At 68.1% G+C, this 20695-nt stretch carries 21 protein-coding genes, 1 tRNA gene and 1 pseudogene; 7 read left to right on the top strand and 16 right to left on the bottom strand.

Annotated elements, in window-relative coordinates:
- The 3 genes and pseudogenes from ALA01S_RS13135 to ALA01S_RS13125 all read right to left on the bottom strand — a co-directional run.
- Positions 1-468 (bottom strand): annotated as a pseudogene (locus ALA01S_RS13135) (c-type cytochrome biogenesis protein CcsB); the annotation flags it as partial.
- Entirely contained in the window at positions 465-2624 is a 2160-nt protein-coding gene (locus ALA01S_RS13130) for a cytochrome c biogenesis protein ResB (RefSeq protein ID WP_066337032.1), read from the bottom strand. The gene ALA01S_RS13130 and the pseudogene ALA01S_RS13135, both read right to left, overlap by 4 nt.
- A 136-nt stretch (positions 2625-2760) precedes the next feature.
- Positions 2761-3402: a c-type cytochrome gene (locus ALA01S_RS13125; RefSeq protein ID WP_066337028.1), complete on the bottom strand. Its 642-nt coding sequence runs from the start codon at positions 3400-3402 to the stop codon at positions 2761-2763.
- A 56-nt stretch (positions 3403-3458) separates the two neighbouring features.
- Between ALA01S_RS13125 and yihA the strand changes: the two genes are divergently transcribed.
- Positions 3459-4238 carry a ribosome biogenesis GTP-binding protein YihA/YsxC gene (gene yihA / locus ALA01S_RS13120; protein ID WP_084267508.1) on the top strand — a complete coding sequence of 260 codons (780 nt, stop codon included), beginning with the start codon at positions 3459-3461 and terminating at the stop codon, positions 4236-4238.
- A gap of 92 nt (positions 4239-4330) precedes the next feature.
- On the opposite strand, the gene groL is transcribed toward yihA, so the two are convergent.
- From groL to ispB, 9 genes are all read right to left on the bottom strand, one after another.
- Positions 4331-5977 carry a chaperonin GroEL gene (groL, locus tag ALA01S_RS13115; RefSeq protein WP_066337025.1) on the bottom strand — a complete coding sequence of 549 codons (1647 nt, stop codon included), beginning with the start codon at positions 5975-5977 and terminating at the stop codon, positions 4331-4333.
- Positions 5978-6020: 43 nt separating this feature from the next.
- A complete protein-coding gene (locus ALA01S_RS13110) occupies positions 6021-6311 on the bottom strand; it encodes a co-chaperone GroES (protein WP_066337023.1) in 291 nt (96 codons plus the stop codon).
- Positions 6312-6478: 167 nt separating this feature from the next.
- Positions 6479-6685, bottom strand: coding sequence for a DNA gyrase inhibitor YacG (locus ALA01S_RS13105; RefSeq protein WP_066337068.1), 207 nt, complete (start codon positions 6683-6685; stop codon positions 6479-6481).
- A 104-nt stretch (positions 6686-6789) separates the two neighbouring features.
- On the bottom strand, positions 6790-7437 hold the full coding sequence (gene coaE, locus ALA01S_RS13100; RefSeq protein ID WP_066337067.1) for a dephospho-CoA kinase: 648 nt from the start codon (positions 7435-7437) through the stop codon (positions 6790-6792).
- Positions 7438-7450: 13 nt separating this feature from the next.
- Positions 7451-8344, bottom strand: a complete 894-nt coding sequence (locus tag ALA01S_RS13095; protein WP_305765083.1) for a prepilin peptidase — start codon at positions 8342-8344, stop codon at positions 7451-7453.
- Positions 8345-8379: 35 nt separating this feature from the next.
- Positions 8380-9609 (bottom strand): type II secretion system F family protein, encoded by a 1230-nt coding sequence (locus tag ALA01S_RS13090; protein WP_066337020.1) that lies wholly within the window; start codon positions 9607-9609, stop codon positions 8380-8382.
- A gap of 56 nt (positions 9610-9665) precedes the next feature.
- Positions 9666-11402, bottom strand: coding sequence for a type IV-A pilus assembly ATPase PilB (pilB, locus tag ALA01S_RS13085; protein WP_157118977.1), 1737 nt, complete (start codon positions 11400-11402; stop codon positions 9666-9668).
- 243 nt (positions 11403-11645) lie between these two features.
- Positions 11646-11722 (bottom strand) — tRNA-Pro (locus ALA01S_RS13080).
- A gap of 65 nt (positions 11723-11787) precedes the next feature.
- Positions 11788-12777: an octaprenyl diphosphate synthase gene (gene ispB, locus ALA01S_RS13075; RefSeq protein ID WP_169805913.1), complete on the bottom strand. Its 990-nt coding sequence runs from the start codon at positions 12775-12777 to the stop codon at positions 11788-11790.
- A 202-nt stretch (positions 12778-12979) separates the two neighbouring features.
- On the opposite strand from ispB, the gene rplU reads away from it, so the two are divergent.
- The 4 genes from rplU (at position 12980) to proB (ending at position 15844) form a co-directional block, all read left to right on the top strand.
- Positions 12980-13291, top strand: a complete 312-nt coding sequence (gene rplU / locus ALA01S_RS13070; RefSeq protein ID WP_066337013.1) for a 50S ribosomal protein L21 — start codon at positions 12980-12982, stop codon at positions 13289-13291.
- Between the two features lie 26 nt (positions 13292-13317).
- Positions 13318-13575, top strand: coding sequence for a 50S ribosomal protein L27 (gene rpmA, locus ALA01S_RS13065; protein WP_028996465.1), 258 nt, complete (start codon positions 13318-13320; stop codon positions 13573-13575).
- 74 nt (positions 13576-13649) lie between these two features.
- Complete coding sequence (gene cgtA / locus ALA01S_RS13060; protein WP_066337012.1) at positions 13650-14729, top strand: Obg family GTPase CgtA; 1080 nt, start codon at positions 13650-13652, stop codon at positions 14727-14729.
- Complete coding sequence (gene proB, locus ALA01S_RS13055; RefSeq protein ID WP_066337011.1) at positions 14726-15844, top strand: glutamate 5-kinase; 1119 nt, start codon at positions 14726-14728, stop codon at positions 15842-15844. The genes cgtA and proB overlap by 4 nt, the downstream gene beginning before the upstream one ends.
- Before the next feature lie 75 nt (positions 15845-15919).
- On the opposite strand, the gene ALA01S_RS13050 is transcribed toward proB, so the two are convergent.
- Positions 15920-16501: an RNA pyrophosphohydrolase gene (locus tag ALA01S_RS13050; protein ID WP_066337010.1), complete on the bottom strand. Its 582-nt coding sequence runs from the start codon at positions 16499-16501 to the stop codon at positions 15920-15922.
- Positions 16502-16635: 134 nt separating this feature from the next.
- Here ALA01S_RS13050 and ALA01S_RS13045 point away from each other — a divergent pair, with 134 nt between their 5' ends.
- On the top strand, positions 16636-18381 hold the full coding sequence (locus ALA01S_RS13045) for a proline--tRNA ligase (protein ID WP_066337008.1): 1746 nt from the start codon (positions 16636-16638) through the stop codon (positions 18379-18381).
- Positions 18378-18980: a lytic transglycosylase domain-containing protein gene (locus ALA01S_RS13040; RefSeq protein ID WP_066337006.1), complete on the top strand. Its 603-nt coding sequence runs from the start codon at positions 18378-18380 to the stop codon at positions 18978-18980. Before ALA01S_RS13045 ends, ALA01S_RS13040 begins: the two co-directional genes overlap by 4 nt.
- Positions 18981-19019: 39 nt before the next feature.
- Here ALA01S_RS13040 and ALA01S_RS13035 read toward each other — a convergent pair whose 3' ends face one another.
- From ALA01S_RS13035 to ALA01S_RS13025, 3 genes are all read right to left on the bottom strand, one after another.
- Entirely contained in the window at positions 19020-19580 is a 561-nt protein-coding gene (locus ALA01S_RS13035; RefSeq protein WP_066337003.1) for a UbiX family flavin prenyltransferase, read from the bottom strand.
- 2 nt (positions 19581-19582) lie between these two features.
- A complete protein-coding gene (gene grxD, locus ALA01S_RS13030; RefSeq protein ID WP_066337001.1) occupies positions 19583-19900 on the bottom strand; it encodes a Grx4 family monothiol glutaredoxin in 318 nt (105 codons plus the stop codon).
- A 94-nt stretch (positions 19901-19994) separates the two neighbouring features.
- Positions 19995-20573, bottom strand: coding sequence for a hypothetical protein (locus ALA01S_RS13025; RefSeq protein WP_066336999.1), 579 nt, complete (start codon positions 20571-20573; stop codon positions 19995-19997).
- Positions 20574-20695: the final 122 nt, after the last annotated feature.

The raw sequence follows: 20695 nt of genomic DNA, 5'->3' as shown, positions 1-20695 counted from the left end.
GGCGCCCCAGGCGAAGCGCGAGCCCAGGCGCTGCGCCACGTTGTCCGTGCCGCGCGCGGCGAAGCCGAACCAGTAGAAGACCGTGCTCATGAAGCACAGCACGCACATCCACAGGATCGCGCTCTGGCTGGAGAGGAAATATTTCAAAAGGAAGACCTTCTCCCCGGCCGCGAGGTCGGCGCCGAAGGCATCCGGCGTGCGCGAGTACAGCGAGATGGCCAGCAGGGTGACGCCGGTCACGCCCAGCATGAGCGTGCGCAGCGGGCCCCAGAACCAGCCCAGCCAGATCACGGCCGGGACGCTGCCGACGAGGATGCCCTTTTCGTACACGTCCATCGCCTCGCCGTAGCGGGAGAAGGCGAACACGGCGCCGGCCACGGCCAGCAGGGCGAACAGCCAGTCGTAGGGGCTGCGGCCGGACAGCGGGTGGCTGCGGCCCAGCAAGAGGGTGGTGGTTGCGGTGTTCATGCGGCAGCGTCCTTCAGGATGGCCTTCTTGAGCAGCTCAAATTCAGCGTCGGCGTCCATGGTCCGGCGCGTGGTGGACAAGGCGGTGGTGATGCGGGAGCCCTGGTCTTGTGCCTGTACCCAGACCCACAGGCGGCGTTCGCGCACGTAGAGCATGGCGAACACGCCCAGGATCAGCAGCACGGCGCCTAAATACACCAGTTTCTTGCCCGGCGCACGCGCAATCTGAAACACGCTGGCCTGGATTTGCTGGAAGTCGTCGAGCTGCAGCAGCACGGGCACGGGGTAGTAGAAGCTGTCGGACAGCGACACCACGGCCTGCGTCATGAAGGCCTGCGTCTTCTCGCTGTTGGTCATGGCCGGCTGCCCAGCCTGCTCGCGGGCGATGTTGGCCAGCTCGAACAGGCTGCCGTTGAGGATGCGCAGCAGCACTTCGGAGACGCGGGCGCGGTCGCCTTCCGGCACGGTGGTTTCCATGAAGCGCGCCATGGCGGCCAGGCCGCCGGGCGGGGGGTCGGCCTCGGCCGCCGCGGCACCTGCGGCGCCGCTGGCCGCGCCGGCCGCGGGGGCGAGGGCCGGCGGCTTGTCGGCGCCGGCAAACAGGCCCAGCACGCGCTGCGCCGTGACCTGGAGCTGCTGCATCACCTCCGGCTTGTCGGCGGGCGAGGCGGCCTTGGCGTAGCGGCGCGCGGCCTGCTCGCGGGCGGCCGGGTCCAGCAGCGCCTCGCGCATGCGGCGCCAGGTGTCCATGCGGTCCTGCTCGTCCACGGGAATGCGCAGGTAGCGGAAGGCCTCGTTGGGGTTGTCGCGCATGCCCGCCAGCAGCACGCGCTGGCCGTCCAGCTCCACGGGCAACTGGTAGTTGTTGAACTCGCGCGCCTGGCCGCTGGCGTCGCGCAGCTTGTAGCTGAACGAGGGGCCGATGTTGTGCAACTGCTTCTCGGTCTGCGACTTGGCGCCGGAGCCCAGGTGCTTTTGCAGCGAGTCGGCCAGGTCCACCTTGCGCACGTCGGCGCCGGAGTCGGTGCTGGCGGCGCCCATGTTCTCGACGTTGATCACGCGCAGCCCCGTGAGCTCCAGCGTGTAGGGCAGGTTCACCTTGTCCAGCGGCGAGTTGTCGCCCACGGTGCCGTTGATGGTGAAGGCCTTGGCGCCGGGCTTCATGGGCACGGCCTGCAGCTTGAGCTTGGAGCCGCCGTCGTCGAAGCTGCTCTGGTAGATGGCGATGCCGCGGTGGAAGGCGGGCTCGTTGACCTTGACGGTGGCGGGCGTGGCCTGGCCGCTCTCGTGGTCGTGGATCACGATCTCGCTGGCGAACAGTTTGGGCATGCCCGTGTCGTAGTACTCGACGATGAACTTTTTCAGCTCGACGTCGAAGGGCAGGTCCTGCAGCACCACGCCGTCGGACATGTTCAGCACCGCCGTGCCGGCGCTCACGCCCTCGGGCACCAGCAGGTTGCCGCGGAAGGTGGGGTTGGCCGGCGAGAGGCGGTGCTCAGGCGCCACGTCGCGGATCAGCCCGCCGCCGTTGAAGGGCGTCTTCCCCAGCAGCAGCATCTGCGCGCGCACGATGAGGTCGCCGTCGAACAGGCCCCCCAGGCAGATCAGGACGATGGCCGAGTGCGCCGCGATGTAGCCCAGCTTGTTGGCCGCGCCCTTGCGCGCGGCGATGAGCGTGCCGCCCTCGCGCTGCTGCACCTTGGCCTTCCAGCCGTTGCCGGTGAGGAGCTGGGAGACGCGCTGCAGGCTGGCCTGCGGCGCCTCGTCCGGCAGCACGCCCTGGGCCTTGTGGTGGAAGGCTTTCAGGGCCGACTCGCGGATGTTCTCCTTGTAGGAGCGCATGTCGGCCAGGAAGCGCGGCGTGTTGCGGGCGATGCACAGGCTGGTGGAGAGCACCAGGAAGCCCAGGATGAGCAGGAACCACCAGGCGCTGTAGACGCTGTAGAGGCCCACGGCGCCGAAGACCTCGGCCCAGAAGGGGCCGAACTGGTTGACGTAGTTGTTGAGCGGTTCGTGCTGCTTGACCACGGTGCCTATCACCGAGGCGATGCAGATCACGGTGAGCAGCGCGATGGCAAAGCGCATCGACGACACCAGCTCTAGGGTGTCGCGCAGCCGCTGCTGAGGCGCGCGCGCGGCGGGGGCGGAGACGGTCATCGCAGGATTGTCCGGGCCAGCGCATGTACCCCGCTTGATAACGGTCAAGCGTGAAGGGTTGGCGCCGCGCCATGAAAAAGGCCGGTACGGGACCGGCCTTGGGGTACTACGGGAAGGCTTTCGCCTTGGCGAAAGCTCAGTGCAGGCCGGCGACGTAGTCGGCCACGGCCTTGATTTCGCGGTCGCTCATCTTGGCGGCCACGCCCGTCATCTGCACGCTGTTGCCGCGGGTGCCGGCGCGGAAGGCGTTGAGCTGGCTCATGGTGTAGTCGGTGTGCTGGCCGGCCAGGCGCGGGTACTGCGCGGGGATGCCGGCGCCGGAGGGGCTGTGGCAGCCGGCGCAGGCCGGGATGTTGCGGTCGGCCAGACCGCCGCGGTAGATCTTCTCGCCCAACAGCACCAGGTCCTTGTCGGCAGCGGCGCCGGCTTCGGCCTGCTTGCTGGCGTAGAAGGCGGCGACGTTGCGCATGTCTTCCTCGCTCAGCGAGGCGGCCATGCCCTGCATGATGGGGTTCTGGCGCTTGCCGGCCTTGAACTCGGTCAGTTGCTTGACCAGGTACTCGGCGTGTTGGCCTTGCAGGATGGGGTTGGTGGGAATGCCCCGCGTGCCGTCGGCGGCGTGGCAGGCGGCGCAGACCATGGCCGTGGCCTGGCCCTTGGCCAGGTCCGGCTTGGCCGGCGCTGCCGCTTCGGCAGCCAAAACGGGCGTCGCCAGAGCGAACGCAAGGGCCGGCGCAACAAGCGCCGTCTTGATGGTGCGGGCAAAGATCGACTTCATTTCTTGGGCTGCCGAAAGGGTCAATGGGGGCAAACCTTGAAATTTTACAATGCCTCATGCACACGTCCCTTACATCAGGTGCCCCTGACGCCAAGTCTTCACTGGCTTGGACCCACACGGCGCGATTCCTGACCACCGCCAGCAAGCTCGACCAGCTGCCCGTCACCGAGTTGCCGGAAGTCGCCTTCGTCGGCCGAAGCAACGCCGGCAAATCCACCGCCATCAACACCCTGGCCCAGCAAAAGCGCCTGGCCTTCGCGTCCAAGACGCCCGGGCGCACCCAGCACATCAACCTGTTCCACCTTGGGCCCAAGGACGCGCCGGACGCGCTCTTCGCCGACCTGCCCGGCTACGGCTACGCCGCCGTGGAGCGCTCGGCCAAGCTGCGCTGGCAGCAGGTGATGGCCAACTACCTGGAAGTGCGCCGCAACCTCGCGGGCGTGGTGCTGATGGTGGATTCGCGCCTGGGGTTCACCGACCTGGACAAGCAGCTCCTGGGCTTCATCGCCCCGCGCGTGCAGACGGGCGAGGTGAAGCTGCTGGTGCTGCTGACCAAGGCCGACAAGCTCTCGCGCAAGGAGGCCGATGCCTCGCTGCGCAGCGTCTCCGAAGTGCTGGGCGAGATTGCCAGCGACGAGGCCGACATCGGCGTGCTGCTGTTCTCGGCGCTGAAGAAGTCCGGCGTGGACGACGCGGCGCTGACGCTGCGCGGCTGGATCAGCGAGCACGTGCGCGTGGAGGCGCCGGACCCGGTGGACGTGCCGCCGCAGGAGGATGAAGCACTGGAAGGCCCCAAGACCGAGAGCGAGGGCGTCGCGCCGCCGGCCCAGGGCTGAGTTCTTCCGGGCCTGCCCCAACGAAAAAAGCCCGCGGCTTGCGCCGCGGGCTTTTCGTTTGGGTGCTCTGTAAGGCTACAGGGCGCCGGACATTACATGTCCATGCCGCCCATGCCACCCATGCCACCCATGCCGCCGCCGGGCATGGCGGGAGCGTCGTCCTTCGGGGCTTCGGCGACCATGGCTTCGGTGGTCAGCATCAGCGAGGCCACGGAGGCGGCGTTCTGCAGCGCGGTGCGGGTGACCTTGGTGGGATCCAGGATGCCCATCTCGATCATGTCGCCGTACGTGTCGTTGGCGGCGTTGAAGCCGTAGTTGCCGTTGCCGGCCAGCACGGCGTTGACGACCACGCTGGGCTCGCCACCGGCGTTGCCGACGATCTCGCGCAGCGGGGCTTCGATGGCCTTCAGGACCAGCTTGATGCCGGCGTCCTGGTCGGCGTTGTCGCCCTTGATGGTGCCGGCAGCCTGGCGGGCGCGCAGCAGGGCCACGCCGCCGCCGGCGACGATGCCTTCTTCAACGGCGGCACGGGTGGCGTGCAGCGCGTCTTCCACGCGGGCCTTCTTCTCCTTCATCTCGACTTCGGTGGCGGCACCGACCTTGATGACGGCCACGCCGCCGGCCAGCTTGGCCACGCGCTCTTGCAGCTTCTCGCGGTCGTAGTCGCTGGTGGCTTCTTCGATCTGGATGCGGATCTGCTTGACGCGGGCTTCGATGTCCGCGGCAGCGCCGGCGCCGTCGATGATGGTGGTGTTTTCCTTGCCCACTTCGACGCGCTTGGCCTGGCCCAGGTCAGCCAGCGTGACCTTGTCCAGCGACAGGCCCACTTCCTCGGCGATGACCTTGCCGCCCGTCAGGATGGCGATGTCTTCCAGCATGGCCTTGCGGCGGTCGCCGAAGCCCGGCGCCTTGACGGCCACGACCTTCAGGATGCCGCGGATGGTGTTGACCACCAGCGTGGCCAGGGCCTCGCCTTCAACTTCCTCGGCGATGATCAGCAGCGGACGGCCGGCCTTGGCCACTTGCTCCAGCGTGGGCAGCAGGTCGCGGATGTTGCTGATCTTCTTGTCGAACAGCAGGACAAACGGGTTGTCCAGGATGGCCGACTGCTTCTCGGGGTTGTTGATGAAGTAGGGCGACAGGTAGCCGCGGTCGAACTGCATGCCTTCCACGACATCCAGCTCGTTGTCCAGGCTCTTGCCGTCTTCGACGGTGATCACGCCTTCCTTGCCGACCTTGTCCATGGCCGAAGCGATGATCTGGCCGATGGATTCGTCGGAGTTGGCGGAGATGGCGCCGACCTGGGCGATTTCCTTGGAGGTCGTGGTGGCCTTGGAAGCGGCGCGCAGCTGCTCGACCAGGGCGGCCACGGCACGGTCGATGCCGCGCTTGAGGTCCATCGGGTTCATGCCCGCGGCCACGTACTTCATGCCTTCGCGAACGATGGCTTGGGCCAGCACGGTGGCGGTGGTGGTGCCGTCACCGGCGTTGTCGCTGGTCTTGGAAGCAACTTCCTTGACCATTTGCGCGCCCATGTTCTGGAGCTTGTCCTTGAGCTCGATTTCCTTGGCCACGGACACACCGTCCTTGGTCACGGTGGGGGCGCCGAAGGAGCGCTCGAGCACCACGTTGCGGCCCTTCGGACCCAGGGTGACCTTCACGGCGTTGGCCAGAACGTTCACGCCTTCAACCATGCGGGCGCGGGCTTCACCGCCGAACACGACGTCTTTAGCTGCCATTGGAATTCTCCGGATTCAGTAGATGCGGGTGGGGAAGGAGCGATTACTTCTCGATGACGGCGAAGAGGTCTTCTTCGCGCATCACCAGCAGCTCTTCGCCATCAACCTTGACGGTCTGGCCGCTGTACTTGCCGAACAGCACGCGGTCGCCCACTTGCAGGTTCAGGGCCACGAACTCGCCCTTGTCGTTGCGCTTGCCCGGGCCGACAGCCAGCACCTCGCCCTGGTCGGGCTTTTCCGCGGCGTTGTCGGGAATCACGATGCCCGAGGCCGTGCGGGTTTCGTTTTCAAGACGCTTGACGATCACACGGTCATGCAACGGACGAAGTTTCATTGCTTCTCCTTGGTTCGCTTTTCGGGAGGGATGACAAACGCGCCACCGGGCGCGCCTTACAAATTCGCAGCCGGTCACCTCGACCGGCTGTTAGCACTCACCGGCGGCGAGTGCTAGCGAAACAGATTATAGGGACGGCTTTCCCGGCTTCAAGGGGGTGCGACGCTTCAGTGCGGGAAATCCTGAGGGTCGTCCGGCAGGCCGGGCTCGGCGCCGTCGCGGCCCTGGTCAGGAACGCGGTAGTCCTCGCGCGCCCAGGCGCCGAGGTCGATTTCGCGGCAGCGCTGGCTGCAGAACGGCCGCCAGCGGTTGGCGGGCTCGAAGGGCGCGGGCTGGCCGCAATGGGGGCAGGGGACGAGGCGGGGACCGGTCATGGCAAGCCAGGTGGAGGCGCCGTCGGCGGCGCGCAAGGCGTGGAGGTTGGAACGCGAGGGCCGGGCGGCGCCGGCCCTTGGGCGTCAGCGGGGCGCGGATTCTTTCACGCGGCCGGGCACCATCCGCGCCACAGGGTCTGGACCTGCTCGGCCAGCCCTTGCAGCGTCAGCCCCTCGTTGAAGAGGACGGCGTCGGCGATGGCGCGCCGGCGCGCGCGCGGCGCCTGCTGGGCGATGACGCGGCGCACCGTCTCCTCGCTCCACTGCGAGCGCTGCATCACGCGCTGCACCTGCGTTGCCTCGCTGCAGTCCACCACCAGCACGCGCTGCACGCGCGCGCGCCAGTTCAGCGACTCGGCCAGCAGCGGCACGTCGAACACCCGCGGCGCTGCGCCGGCGGCGTCGCTGCGGCGCTGGGTTTCGGCCTGGATCATGGGGTGCAGGATGCCTTCGAGCTGCTGGCGCGTTGCCGTGTCTGCGAACACGCGCTGGCGCATCCAGGCGCGGTCCAGCGCGCCGTCGGCGCCAATGGCCTGTGCGCCGAACAGCGCCGCGATGGCCGGCAGCGCCGCGCCGCCCGTGGCGGTGAGCTCGCGCGAGATGGCGTCGGTGTCTATCACCACCGCGCCCAGCGAGGCCAGCATCGCCGCCACCGTGCTCTTGCCGCTGCCGATGCCGCCGGTCAGGCCCACGCGCAGCGGCGTGGCGAAAGCGGCCGTCGCGGCCGCCGTGGTCGTTGTCTTTGAAACCATCACGTTCAAACCGTCAGAAGTTCCATCCCATCCAGCCCAGGAGGGTTCCCTTGCCGGCCAGCATGGCCGCCAGCCCAGCGCCGGCCAGGAAGGGGCCGAAGGGCACGTACTGGCCTTCGCGCAGCGAGTGGCGCAGCTTCATGGCGATGCCCACCGCCGCGCCCAGCACCGAGGCCATGAGCAGCATGGGCAGGATCATCCACGCGCCGAACCAGGCGCCCAGCGCCGCCAGCAACTTGAAGTCGCCGTAGCCCATGCCTTCCTTGCCGGTGGCCAGCTTGAACAGCCAGTACACCGACCACAGCGACCCATAGCCGGCCACCGCGCCCCACAGCGATTGGGCCAGCGGCAGCGTCCAGCCCAGCGCCGCGGCCACCAAGCCAGCCCACAGCAGCGGCAGCGTCAGGCCGTCGGGCAACAGCGTGGTGTCCCAGTCGATCAGCGCCGCGGCCAGCAGCGTCGCGGCCACGGCGCACCACAGCAGCGCCTGCGGCTCACCCGTGAAGCGCGCGCCTATGGCGGTGAACACCAGCGCCGTGCCGGCCTCGACCAGCGGGTAGCGGAGGGAAATGGGCGCGGCGCAGGCGGCGCAGCGCCCGCGCCGCTTGAGCCAGCCCAGCAGCGGCAGGTTGTCGTGCCAGGCGATGGGCGTGCCGCAGTGCGGGCAGCGCGACGCGGGGCGCGACAGCGTGAGCGCGGGCAGCGCGTCCAGCGCCTGGCGCAGCGTGCCGGCGCTGTCGGCCAGTTGCGGCGCGGGCGCGTGGCCCAGGGTGCGCGCGTGCGAGTCGGCATCGGTGAGCTGCTCGGCCACGTCCTGCCACCAGTTGCGCTCCAGCATGAGCGGCAGCCGGTGCGCGACGACGTTGAGAAAGCTGCCTATGCACAGGCCCAGCAGGGCCAGTGGCAACGGGTGCAGCAGCGGCTGCAGAAAGGTCAGGTCGATCAGACGATGGCTCCGAGTTTGAAGACGGGAAGGTACATCGCCACGACGATGCCGCCGATGAGCGCGCCCAACACGACGATGACGGCGGGCTCCATCAGGCTGGCCAGGCCGCGCGCGGACTCGTCCACGTCGTTCTCGTAGAGCTCGGCCGCCTTGGCCAGCATGGCGTCCAGCGCGCCGGACTCCTCGCCTATGGCCGTGAGCTGCAGCACCAGCGCCGGAAAGCAGCCCGCCGCCTGCAGCGCGCTGCTGAGCGCCATGCCCGCGGCCACGTCCTTGCGCACCTGCGCCGTGGCGTGTTGCACCACCGCGTTGCCCGCGGCGGCGCCGGCCGAGGGCAGCGCCTCCACCAGCGGCACGCCGGCAGCAAAGAGGGTGGAGAGCGTGCGCGTCCAGCGCGCCATGACGGCCTTGGACACCAGTGCGCCAAACAGCGGCACCTGCAGCAGCGCCGCCTGCGCCGCGTCGCGCAGCCGATGCGAGCGCCGCCACGCCTGCGAAGCGCCCAGGGCTAGCGCCGCCAGCGCACCCAGCATGGGCGCCCACCAGGCGACGAAGAAGTCGGACAGGGCGATCACGAAGCGCGTGGGCGCGGGCAGGTCCGCGCCGAAGGAGGCGAACACGTCGGTGAAGGACGGGATCACCAGCACCAGGATGAGCGACAGCACCAGCGCCGACACCGCCAGCACCGTCACCGGGTAGAACAGCGCCGAGCGTATGCGGCCCTGCAGCGCCAGCGCCTTTTCCTCGTGCAGCGCCAGCCGCTCCAGCAGCGGCTCCAGCACGCCGCCGGCCTCGCCCGCTTCCACCGAGTTGCAGTAGAGCGCGCCGAAGTGGCGCGGGTGCCTGCGCAGCGCGGCGGACAGGCTGGTGCCGGTTTCCACGTCGGCGCGCACCGACAACAGCAGCCGCGCCAGCCGCACATGGGCGCTGCCGCGCGCCACGATGTCGAAGGCCCGCAGCAGCGGCACGCCCGCGCGCAGCAGCGTGGCCAGTTGCCGGGTGAAGAGGGCGATGTCCTTGCGCCGTATGGCGCGCCCGGCCTCGCGCAGGCTCTGGCGCTTGCGGCCCACGCGCAGCACGACGATGCCCTGGCGGCGCAGGCAGGCGCCCGCGGCTGCCTCGCCGGCCGAGCGCAACTCGCCGCGCACGGGCTTGCCTTGGCGGTCGCGGCCTTCCCACTCGAAGACGAATTCCCTGGCCCTGGAGGCCGTGTCCGCAGCGCCCATGAATCCCTCCCCCGGTCGTTCCCGCGTCCCGGCCCCGTTTGCGCGGGGCCGTGGCTTCAATCGTTGGTGACGGCGATCACTTCCTCCAGCGACGTCACCCCGGCGCGCACCTTGACCAGCCCGGCTTGGCGCAGGTCGCGCACGCCCTCGCGCCGCGCCTGTTGCGCGATGTCCAGCGCCGTGCCCTGGGCCAGGATGAGGCGCTGCAGCGCCTCGCTGACCGGCATCACCTGGTACAAGCCCACGCGGCCCTTGTAGCCGTTGTTGCAGGCGGCGCAGCCCACGGCGCGGTAGGGTTGCCAGCGGCCGTCGATCTCCTCGTGGCTGAAGCCCGCGCGCAGCAGCGCCTCGCGCGAATAGTCGCCCGGCGCCTTGCAGTCCTCGCACAGCCGCCGCGCCAGGCGCTGTGCGGTGATCAGGAGCACGCTGGCGGCGACGTTGAAGGGCGCCACGCCCATCTGCAGCAGCCGCGTGAGCGTGGAGGGCGCGTCGTTGGTGTGCAGCGTGGAGAGCACCAGGTGGCCGGTCTGCGCGGCCTTGACGGCGATGTCGGCCGTTTCCAGGTCGCGTATTTCGCCCACCATGATCACGTCCGGGTCCTGGCGCAGGAAGGCGCGCAGCGCGGAGGAAAAGGTCAGCCCCGCCTTCTCGTTGACGTCCACCTGGTTGATGCCGGGCAGGCGGATTTCGGCCGGGTCTTCCACGGTGGAGATGTTCACGCCGGGCCGGTTGAGCAGGTTCAGGCAGGTGTAGAGCGACAGCGTCTTGCCCGACCCGGTGGGGCCCGTGACCAGCACCATGCCGTAGGGCCGCTGCACGGCGTGCAGCAGCCGCGCCTTTTCCTCGGGCTCATAGCCCAGGGCGTCTATGCCCAGCTTGGCGCTGGAGCCGTCCAGGATGCGGATGACGATTTTTTCGCCGAACAGCGTGGGCAACGTGCTGACGCGAAAGTCGATGGCGCGCGTGCCGAAGGTCAGTTGCAGGCGGCCGTCCTGCGGCACGCGCTTTTCGGCGATGTCCAGCCGGCTGATGACCTTGATGCGCGAGGCCAGCTTGTCCTTGATGGCCAGCGGCGGCTGCACCACCTCGCGCAGCTCGCCGTCGATGCGAAAGCGCACGCGGTAGTGCGTCTCGTAGGGCTCGAAGTGCAGGTCCGAGGCGCGGGCGTTGACGGCGTCGGCCAGCATCTTGTGCAGGAAGCGGACGACGGGCGCGTCCTCCACCTCGGCCTCGACCTGTGCGGCCTCGGCGGCAGCGGGGGAGGGCTCGTCGTCGGCCAGGTCGAAGCGGAAGTCGGTGCCGCCACCACCGTTGCCGCTTGGCGGCAGCTCCAGCGTGCCGGCGTTGGCTTGCAGCAGCCGCGCGAGCTTGTCCTGCTCGACGACGATCCACTGGGTGGAGAGCTGGGTGGCAAAGCGTATGCGCTCCAGCGCGGTGTGGTCGGTCGGGTCGGCGCCGCCAATGAAGAGGCGGTTGCCGCGCCGGCCCAGCGCCACGACCTGGTATTGCCGGGCCAGCCGCGTGTCGAGCACGCCGCGCGGCAGCGCGCGCATGTCCAGGGCGTCGAGGTCCAGCAGCGGCAATGCCAGGGTGCCGGCCAGCGCGTGGGCCAGCTCCGAGGCCGAAAGGGCTCCCGCCTCCACCACCACCTGTGCAAAGCTGACGTGCTCGTGCTGTGCCCGTTGCGACAGGGCGAGCGCCGTCTCCGCGTCGAGCTTGCCGATGTAGGCGAGCACGCGCGCGGCGCCGGTCAGCGTGGGGGGTAAAGGAGCCGCGGGCGTGGAGATCGACAGGGCGGACAAGGCAGTGCGCGTGCAGTGGCGAAAGTGGAAAAAATGATCGCCTGCACAAGCGATTTGCCACAACACGCAGCAGCCCTAATGGACTGAGCGCGCTACAAGTCGTAACGACTATCGAACAACTTAATGTTTGGGGAGCAAGCCGCTGAACCGCGGCGCTTTGCCGTCTCCGCACGACACCTTGCGTGTCGTGCCTCCTGCTGCAGGAGCTTGTGTGAGACGACGAAAGAAGAAACCTGGTCGGGGTGAGAGGATTCGAACCTCCGGCCTCTACGTCCCGAACGTAGCGCTCTACCAGGCTAAGCTACACCCCGAATTGTTTTGACGGCGTTGCGATTGCTTTGTCGTCTCAACTTCTATCAGTTTAGCAGGTTTTTCTTCAGAAAGACCTGTCCACCGACCGAGAACAAAATTCTAGCAGAGATTTTCGCGCTTCGGAATCAGGAATTGATTCGAGCGCGGCGCGAGCCTGTTCGGCCTGGGCGCGGGCGGCTTCGCGGGTGGCTTCCAGCGCGCCGGTGCGCTGCACGATCTGCACGATTTCCGGCAGCTTCTCCACCTCGCCGTGCTCGATGGCGTGGCGGATGGTGAGCCGCTCGGCTTCAGTGCCGCGAGCCATGGCGATGAGCAGCGGCAGCGTGGGCTTGCCCTCGCGCAGGTCGTCGCCCACGTTCTTGCCCAGCTCCTGCGTATCGCCCTGGTAGTCGAGCAGGTCGTCCACGAGCTGGAAGGCAGTGCCCAGCGAGCGGCCGTAGTCGGCGCAGCGCTCCTCGGTGGCGGCGTCGGCATTGGCCAGCACGGCGCCCAAGCGGGCACTGGCCTCGAAGAGCTTGGCGGTCTTGTAGCGGATGACGCGCAGGTAGTCCTCGATCGCGAGATCAGGGTCGTGCATGTTCATCAACTGCAGCACCTCGCCCTCGGCGATGACGTTGGTCGCGTCGGCCAGCACGTCGAGCACGCGCATGCGGTTGACGGACACCATCATCTGGAAGGCGCGCGAGTACAGGAAGTCGCCTACCAGCACGCTGGCGGCGTTGCCGAACAGCGCGTTGGCCGTCTGGCGGCCGCGGCGAAGGGACGATTCGTCCACCACGTCGTCATGCAGCAGCGTGGCGGTATGAATGAACTCGACGATGGCTGCCAGCGTGAAGCGCTCCGGCCCCTGGAAGCCCAGCGCCCGCGCGAACAGCAGCACTAGGCGTGGACGTATGCGCTTGCCGCCGGCACTGATGATGTAGTGCGCGATCTGGTTGATGAGCGCCACCTCGGAGCGCAGCCGCTCGATGATGACGGCATCGACGGTCTGCATCTCCTGCGCCATGAGCTCGTCGGCGAAGGAGGTTTGTGGAGTGGGGGCCGATGAAGTCATGAATGCTGGGAAAGTCGGCGCGGATTATAGGAAGCGCCTCACACCCTCCCCCGAAACGTGCGGGACATGCGAGCTTTCGCACGCGCCGCAAGCCTCGCTTTCCCGGTTCCGCAGTCGGGTTTTGCGCGGCATGGATTAGAATCGCGGGTTCCGTGCGTTACGGCTTTCCGTGACGCGCGGATGTCCAAGAGAAAGGTCACATATGTACGCGGTCATAAAAACCGGTGGCAAGCAATACAAGGTTGCTGTCGGCGAAAAGATCAAGGTAGAACAGATTGCTGCGGACGTGGGCCAGGAGATCGTGATCGACCAGGTTCTGGCTGTCGGCAACGGCGCTGAGCTGAAGGTGGGCACGCCTCTGGTCAGCGGCGCCACTGTCACCGCCACCGTCGTGGCGCACGGCAAGCACGACAAGGTGCGCATCTTCAAGATGCGTCGCCGCAAGCACTACCAGAAGCGCCAAGGTCATCGCCAGGCCTTCACCGAAATCCAGATCGGCGCGGTCAACGGCTGATCCAGTTGCCCCAGGAGAACTGAACCATGGCACAGAAAAAAGGCGGCGGTTCCACACGGAACGGCCGCGACTCCAAACCGAAGATGCTGGGCGTGAAGGTGTTCGGCGGTCAGACCATTTCGGCTGGCTCCATCATCGTTCGCCAGCGCGGCACGAAGTTCCATGCCGGCACCAACGTCGGCGTGGGCAAGGACCACACCCTGTTCGCCCTCGTGGACGGCCAGGTGTCCTTCGCCACCAAGGGTGCGCTCAACCGCCAGACGGTTTTCGTCACCCCGGTCTGAGCTGAAGCACTTCGCACCAGCCAAGCCCCGGCCCGCCGGGGCTTTGTCGTTTCCGACCTCACTATTCTTGCGCCATGAAATTCGTAGATGAAGCCACCATTGATGTCGCCGCGGGCGATGGCGGAGCAGGCTGCGTCAGCTTCCGGCGCGAGAAGTTCATTCCCTTTGGCGGGCCCAACGGGGGCGACGGCGGGCGCGGCGGCAGCATTTGGGCCGTGGCCGACCGCAACCTCAACACGCTGATCGACTACCGCTACGCGCGCCGCCACGAGGCCCGCAACGGCGAGGCCGGCCGCGGCTCGGACCAGTTCGGCGCCGCGGGCGACGACATCGTGCTGCGCATGCCGCTGGGCACCATCATCAAGGACGCCGAGACCGAGGAGACCCTCACCGAGCTGCTCGTCCCGGACGAGAAGGTGCTGATCTGCAAGGGCGGCGACGGCGGCTTCGGCAACCTGCACTTCAAGAGCAGTACCAACCGCGCGCCGCGGCAAAAGACGCCGGGCTGGCCCGGGGAGCGCCGCAAGCTCAAGCTGGAGCTGCGCGTGCTGGCCGACGTCGGCCTGCTGGGCATGCCCAACGCGGGCAAGAGCACGCTCATCGCCGCCATCTCCAACGCGCGGCCCAAGATTGCCGACTATCCCTTCACCACGCTGCATCCGAACCTGGGCGTGGTGCGCGTGGGCCCGGAGCAGAGCTTCGTGGTTGCCGACGTGCCGGGCCTGATCGAGGGCGCGGCCGAGGGCGCGGGCCTGGGGCACCAGTTCCTGCGCCACCTGCAGCGCACGCATTTGCTGCTGCACGTGGTGGATCTGGCGCCTTTCGACGAGAGCGTCGATCCGGTGGCGCAGGCCAAGGCCATCGTGGCCGAGCTGAAGAAGTACGACCAGACGCTCTACGACAAGCCGCGCTGGCTGGTGCTCAACAAGCTGGACATGGTGCCCATGGAGGAACGTGCCGCGCGGGTGAAGGACTTCGTCAAGCGCTACCGCTGGAAAGGCCCGGTCTTCGAGATCTCGGCACTGGCGCGCGAGGGGCTGGACCCGCTGCTGCGCGCCATCTTCGACCACGTGCAGGCGCACAAGCACCCGGTGGCGCCGGAGGTTGATCCGCGCTTCGACGGCGTGCAAAGCACCGACGGAGGCGTGGCATGAGCGAAGTGCTGCGCCAGGCGCGGCGCATCGTCGTCAAGGTGGGCTCCAGCCTCGTGACCAACGAAGGCCGCGGCGTTGATGCCGAGGCCATAGGCAACTGGTGCCGCCAGCTCGCGGCACTGGCGCAGCAGGGGCGCGAGGTCATCATGGTTTCCAGCGGGGCCATCGCCGAGGGCATGAAGCGCCTGGGCTGGACGGCGCGGCCCAAGGAACTGCACGAGCTGCAGGCCGCCGCCGCCGTCGGCCAGATGGGCCTGGCCCAGATGTACGAGAGCAAGCTGCGCGAGCAGGGCATGGGCAGCGCGCAGGTGCTGCTCACGCACGCCGACCTGGCCGACCGCGAGCGCTACCTCAATGCCCGCTCCACGCTGCTGACGCTGCTGACGCTCAAGGTCATCCCGGTCATCAACGAGAACGACACAGTGGTCACCGACGAGATCAAGTTCGGCGACAACGACACCTTGGGCGCCCTGGTGGCCAACCTGGTGGAAGCCGATGCGCTGGTGATCCTCACCGACCAGCGCGGCCTGTATTCGGCCGACCCGCGCAAGAACCCGGACGCGCGCTTCATCGACGAGGCGGCCGCCGGCACGCCGGAGTTGGAGCAGATGGCCGGCGGCGCGGGCAGCAGCATCGGCCGCGGCGGCATGATCACCAAGATCCTGGCCGCCAAGCGCGCCGCGGGCAGTGGCGCCAGCACCGTGATCGCCTACGGGCGCGAGGACGATGTGCTGCTGCGCCTGGCCCAGGGCGAGTCCATAGGCACGGCGCTGATCGCCGCCACGCCCAAGCTGGCCGCGCGCAAGCAGTGGATGGCCGACCATCTGCAACTGCGCGGCGGCGTGGTGGTGGACGCCGGCGCCGTGGCCAAGCTGCGCGAGGAAGCCAAGAGCCTGCTGCCCATAGGTGTGGTGGAAGTGCAGGGCGAGTTCCATCGGGGCGACGTGATCGCCGTGCGCGACCAGGCCGGCGCCGAGGTGGCTCGGGGTCTGGCCAACTACTCCAGCGCCGAGGCACGGCTGATCATGCGCAAGCCGTCTTCGCAGATCGAGGTGCTGCTGGGCTACGTCAACGAGCCCGAGCTGATTGATCGCGCCAACCTCGTGCTGGCCTGAGTCAGCCCCGAGAGACTGCCAAAAAACAGGCCGCTTGCAGCGGCCTGTTTTTTTTGTGCCTTGAGCCTGAGCTCTTCAGGCCCTGCCGCCCGGCGTGACCGGAGGCACGACTGAGGAGTCCGGCGGGTCCTCATGGCGCTGGTGCGAGCGCATGCCCGCGCGCAGGTAGCGGTTGTGCGGGTTGGCGCGGGGCAGGAAGCGGGCCAGCTCGGTCAGCGCCATCTGGTACACGTCGCGCTTGAACTCGATGACCATGTCCAGCGGCACCCAGTAGTCGTTCCAGCGCCAGGCGTCGAACTCGGGATGGTCGGTGGCGCGCAGGTTCATGTCCGAGTCGCGGCCCAACAGCTTGAGCAGGAACCAGATCTGTTTCTGCCCCTTGTAGTGGCCGCGCGCGTCGCGCCGGATGTAGTGGTCAGGCACCTCGTAACGCAGCCAGTCGCGGGTGCGGGCCAGCACCTTGACGTGCTCGGGTCGAAGGCCCACCTCCTCGTGCAGTTCGCGGAACATGGCCTGCTCAGGCGTTTCTCCGTACTTGATACCGCCTTGCGGGAACTGCCAGGAGTGGGTGCGCAGCCGCTTGCCCCAAAACACCTGATTCCGCGCATTGAGCAGGACGATGCCGACGTTGGGCCTGAAGCCTTCACGGTCGAGCATAATCAACCCCAATTCTTGAATTGATTTCATTATTGCACCGGCTCGGCACGGCTTGCGTTACCTCGCTAACCCGTGACCTCCGAGCCTGCGGCACCCCCCGCGGCGCCGTTGTGCAATCTGCAGATTCCCTACCCATGAAAGCCTCGCAGTTCTTCGTCTCCACCCTCAAGGAGGCCCCCGCCGATGCCGAGATCGTGAGCCACAAGCTCATGATGCGCGCCGGGCTCATCAAGCGCCTGGGCGCGGGCATCTACAACTACATGCCCATGGGGCTGCGCGTGATCCGCAAGGTGGAGGGCATCATCCGCGAGGAGATGAACCGCGCCGGCGCCATCGAGCTGCTCATGCCCGTCGTCCAGCCTGCCGAGCTGTGGCAGGAGACGGGGCGCTTCGACAAGATGGGGCCGGAGCTGCTGCGTGTGAAGGATCGGCACGAGCGCGACTTCATCATCCAGCCCACGTCCGAAGAGGTCGTGACGGACATCGCGCGCCAGGAGTTGCGCAGCTACAAGCAGCTGCCCAAAAACTTCTATCACATCCAGACCAAGTTCCGCGACGAGCGGCGGCCGCGCTTCGGCATCATGCGCGGGCGCGAGTTCACGATGAAGGACGCCTACTCCTTCGACCGTGACGTGGAGGCCGCCGGCCGCAGCTACGACGCGATGTTCAAGGCCTACATCGCCATCTTCGACCGCATGGGGCTGCAGTACCGCGCTGTCGCGGCCGACACCGGCGCCATAGGCGGCGACCGCTCGCACGAGTTCCAGGTCATCGCCGATACGGGCGAGGACGCCATCATCTACTGCCCAAACAGCGAGTACGCGGCCAACATCGAGCTGGCCGAGGCGTTGCCGCTGCTGGCCGAGCGCGCTGCGCCCACCCTGCCGCTGGAAAAGACATCCACGCCGGGCACGGCCACCTGCGCCGACGTGGCGCGGCTCCTGGGCCTGCCGCTGCAGCGCACGGTCAAGACGCTGGTGCTGGCCACCGACGAGTTCGACGAGGCTGGCAAGGTCGCCAAGTCCACCGTCTGGCTGCTGATGGTGCGAGGCGACCACGAGCTCAACGAGGTCAAGGCCAGCAAGGTCGAAGGCCTCAAGGGCGGTTTCCGCTTCGCCACCTTGGCCGAAATCGACACGCACTTCGGCTGCAAGCCCGGCTACCTGGGGCCCATTGGCATGAAGCAGCCGGTGAAGGTGGTGGTGGACCGCACGGTGGCCCGCATGTCCGACTTCGTCTGCGGCGCCAACGACGAGGACTACCACTACACCGGCGTCAACTGGGGCCGCGACCTGCCTGAGCCCGACGTGGTGGCCGACCTGCGCAACGTGGTCGAGGGTGACCCGTCACCGGACGGCAAGGGCCTGCTTGCGATCCAGCGCGGCATCGAGGTGGGCCACGTGTTCTACCTCGGCACCAAGTACTCCAAGGCCATGAACGCCACGTACCTGGACGAGAAGGGCAAGCCCCAGTTCATGGAAATGGGCTGCTACGGCATCGGCGTGACGCGGCTGCTGGGCGCGGCCATCGAACAGAACCACGACGAGCGCGGCATCATCTGGCCGGACGCCATGGCGCCGTTCCGCATCGTGATCTGCCCCATCGGCATGGACCGCAGCGAGGCCGTGCGCGCCGAGGCCGAGCGGCTGTACCAGTCGCTGCAGGCCCTGGGCGTGGACGTGCTGCTGGACGACCGCGGCGAGCGCCCGGGCGCGATGTTCGCCGACTGGGAGCTCGTTGGCGTGCCGCACCGCATCGTCATCTCCGACCGCGGCCTCAAGGAAGGCAAGCTGGAATACCAGGGCCGGCGCGACGCGCAGGCCACGCCGGTGGCGCAGGCCGAGGTCGATGCCTTCCTGAAGGACAAGCTGCTGGCGTGAAGCGGCGCCTCTTGCTGGGTGCCGCGCTGGGGTTGCCCTTTGGGCCTGCCCGGGCCGGTGCGCAGCGGGAAGAGGACTTGTCGGACGCCGTGCGCTCGGTGCTGTCCGCCGCCATCGCGGCCGATGCGCCGCCCCATCCCGAATTCGCCGGTACCGCGCAGCGCATGGCCTACCTGCGCTGGCTCACCGCCATGAGCGAGCGGCTGCAGCCGCGCAAGGCCGAGCGCCGCACGCGCGTGGAGTTCCTGCAAACTCTGTGGTACGAGAGCCGCCGCGCCGGGCTGGAAACCGATCTGGTGCTGGGCCTGGTGCAGGTGGAGAGCAATTTCCGCAAGTACGCGGTGAGCAGCGCCGGCGCGCGCGGCTACATGCAGGTGATGCCTTTCTGGGCACGCCTCATCGGGGACGGCGACGCCAGCCGGCTCTTTCACATGCAGACCAACCTGCGCTTTGGCTGCGTCATCCTGCGCCACTACCTGGAGCGCGAGGACGGCGACCTCTTCATGGCGCTGGGGCGCTACAACGGCAGCCGCGGCCGGCCGGAATATCCCAACATGGTGTTTGGCGCCCGCCGCCAATGGGCAATGCCGGACGCTTGAGCCGAAGGGGCGGCGCGCTTGAAAGCGCCGCTTGGCCCGTCACAGCCCTTGCCAGGCGCGGGGCTGAGCGGCCGTGATGCCGGCCACGGCCAGCACGCGCTCCACCGTGTCGTCCACCATCTCGTCGATGCTGCCCGGGTGGTTGTAGAAAGCGGGCAGGGGCGGGAAGACGATGCCGCCCATCTCCGTCACCGCCGTCATGTTGCGCAGGTGCGCCAGGTTGAACGGCGTTTCGCGCACCAGCAGCAGCAGGCGGCGGCGCTCCTTGAGCATCACGTCGGCCGCGCGGGTGAGGAGATTGTCGCCAAAGCCGTGCGCCACGGCGGCCAGCGTTTTCATGGAGCAGGGAGCGATGAGCATCGCGTCCACGGGGTGCGAGCCGCTGGCGATGCAAGCGCCCACGTCGCCGGGCGCATGGGCCTCGTCGGCCAGCGCCTCCAGGGAGCGCCGATCCAGGCCAAGCTCGTGGTGGGCGTTGAGCACGCCCGCGGGCGTGGCCACCAGGTGCGTGTGCACGCCCAGGGCCCGCGCGCGCTGCAGCAGCCGCACGCCGTAGACCGCACCGCTGGCACCGGTGAGGCCCACGACCAGCCGTTGCATGCTCAACTCTTGGGCGACAGCACCTGCTGCAGCTCGCCGGCCTGGTACATCTCCATCATGATGTCCGAGCCGCCGACGAACTCGCCGTCGATGTAGAGCTGCGGAATCGTGGGCCAGTTGGCGTAGGTCTTGATGCCCTGGCGCACGGCCTCGTCTTCCAGCACGTTGACGGTCTGCAGGTCCTGCACGCCGCAGGCCTTGAGGATCTGGATGGCGCGGCCGGAGAAGCCGCACATCGGGAACTGCGCCGTGCCCTTCATGAACAGCACCACGCGGTTGCCCTTCACGAGGTCGTCGATGCGCTTTTGAACGTCTTCCATGGTGTCTCTGAACGAGGGATTCAAACAGCCCGCGTTATACGGCATGCGGCAGGCCGCCGCCGTGAACAGGTTCAATTCCCTGGCAGAACGCGCTTCAGAAAGCGTAGGACACGCCCAACTGCAGCACGGGCCGCAGGCGCAGCTCGCGCACCGCGTCGTCCAGGTTGCGCGTTTCCGGCGGGCGCAGGCCTGAGCCCGTCATCACGCCCAAGTCGGCACTGAAGCCCCAGCCCCCGCGCAGCGACAGGCTGCTGTAGCCAATGCCCAAGTAGCCCACGGGCGGCACTTCGGAGGCGTCCTCGCCGCGGCCGGGCGTGAGCAGGCTTTGCGTGACGCTCAGCGACAGCGGATTCCCGTTGGGCGAAGCACCCAGCAGCGGCGAGCGGCTGCCCAACAGCAGCCCGCCCGTGGCGCGCAGGCCGCCCACCACCTGCCCGGCGCCAAAGCCCGGGCCGCTGAGGTAGACGTCGCCCAGGAGCTTCATGCTGCGCAGTCCGTTGCCTGTGGGGGCCAGATCGCCGCGCCACGGCGCCGCAGCCTGGTCCAGCCCGATGCGCGCCTGCCAGCGCGGCCATGGCGCCTGCTCAGGTGCCACCCGCAGCCCGCCATCGGCCTGCGCGGCCATGCTGCCCAGCGCCATGCACAGCACGGCCAGATCCCGGATTGCCTTCATCGCGGTACCCCCCTTGCAAGTCCACTGTCGAAGCATGCTACGCCGCCACGGCAGGGCTGTGGGGCAGGGCCTGACCCGTGCCAACCCCGGGTCCGCGACCCGGGTGAAACACTGCACAGTAA

This window comes from Azohydromonas lata NBRC 102462 (assembly GCF_001571085.1).
In the GTDB taxonomy this organism is placed as follows: domain Bacteria; phylum Pseudomonadota; class Gammaproteobacteria; order Burkholderiales; family Burkholderiaceae_C; genus Azohydromonas; species Azohydromonas lata.
This window is presented reverse-complemented; position numbering and strand designations above follow the sequence as displayed.

Bases quoted from the DNA above. Each gene is read 5' to 3' on its own strand.
- ALA01S_RS13130 (WP_066337032.1), bottom strand. From the start codon at position 2,624: ATGACCGTCTCCGCCCCCGCCGCGCGCGCGCCTCAGCAGCGGCTGCGC.
- ALA01S_RS13125 (WP_066337028.1), bottom strand. From the start codon at position 3,402: ATGAAGTCGATCTTTGCCCGCACCATCAAGACGGCGCTTGTTGCGCCG.
- yihA (WP_084267508.1), top strand. From the start codon at position 3,459: ATGCACACGTCCCTTACATCAGGTGCCCCTGACGCCAAGTCTTCACTG.
- groL (WP_066337025.1), bottom strand. From the start codon at position 5,977: ATGGCAGCTAAAGACGTCGTGTTCGGCGGTGAAGCCCGCGCCCGCATG.
- ALA01S_RS13110 (WP_066337023.1), bottom strand. From the start codon at position 6,311: ATGAAACTTCGTCCGTTGCATGACCGTGTGATCGTCAAGCGTCTTGAA.
- ALA01S_RS13105 (WP_066337068.1), bottom strand. From the start codon at position 6,685: ATGACCGGTCCCCGCCTCGTCCCCTGCCCCCATTGCGGCCAGCCCGCG.
- coaE (WP_066337067.1), bottom strand. From the start codon at position 7,437: ATGGTTTCAAAGACAACGACCACGGCGGCCGCGACGGCCGCTTTCGCC.
- ALA01S_RS13090 (WP_066337020.1), bottom strand. From the start codon at position 9,609: ATGGGCGCTGCGGACACGGCCTCCAGGGCCAGGGAATTCGTCTTCGAG.
- ispB (WP_169805913.1), bottom strand. From the start codon at position 12,777: ATGACTTCATCGGCCCCCACTCCACAAACCTCCTTCGCCGACGAGCTC.
- rplU (WP_066337013.1), top strand. From the start codon at position 12,980: ATGTACGCGGTCATAAAAACCGGTGGCAAGCAATACAAGGTTGCTGTC.
- rpmA (WP_028996465.1), top strand. From the start codon at position 13,318: ATGGCACAGAAAAAAGGCGGCGGTTCCACACGGAACGGCCGCGACTCC.
- cgtA (WP_066337012.1), top strand. From the start codon at position 13,650: ATGAAATTCGTAGATGAAGCCACCATTGATGTCGCCGCGGGCGATGGC.
- proB (WP_066337011.1), top strand. From the start codon at position 14,726: ATGAGCGAAGTGCTGCGCCAGGCGCGGCGCATCGTCGTCAAGGTGGGC.
- ALA01S_RS13050 (WP_066337010.1), bottom strand. From the start codon at position 16,501: ATGCTCGACCGTGAAGGCTTCAGGCCCAACGTCGGCATCGTCCTGCTC.
- ALA01S_RS13045 (WP_066337008.1), top strand. From the start codon at position 16,636: ATGAAAGCCTCGCAGTTCTTCGTCTCCACCCTCAAGGAGGCCCCCGCC.
- ALA01S_RS13035 (WP_066337003.1), bottom strand. From the start codon at position 19,580: ATGCAACGGCTGGTCGTGGGCCTCACCGGTGCCAGCGGTGCGGTCTAC.
- grxD (WP_066337001.1), bottom strand. From the start codon at position 19,900: ATGGAAGACGTTCAAAAGCGCATCGACGACCTCGTGAAGGGCAACCGC.
- ALA01S_RS13025 (WP_066336999.1), bottom strand. From the start codon at position 20,573: ATGAAGGCAATCCGGGATCTGGCCGTGCTGTGCATGGCGCTGGGCAGC.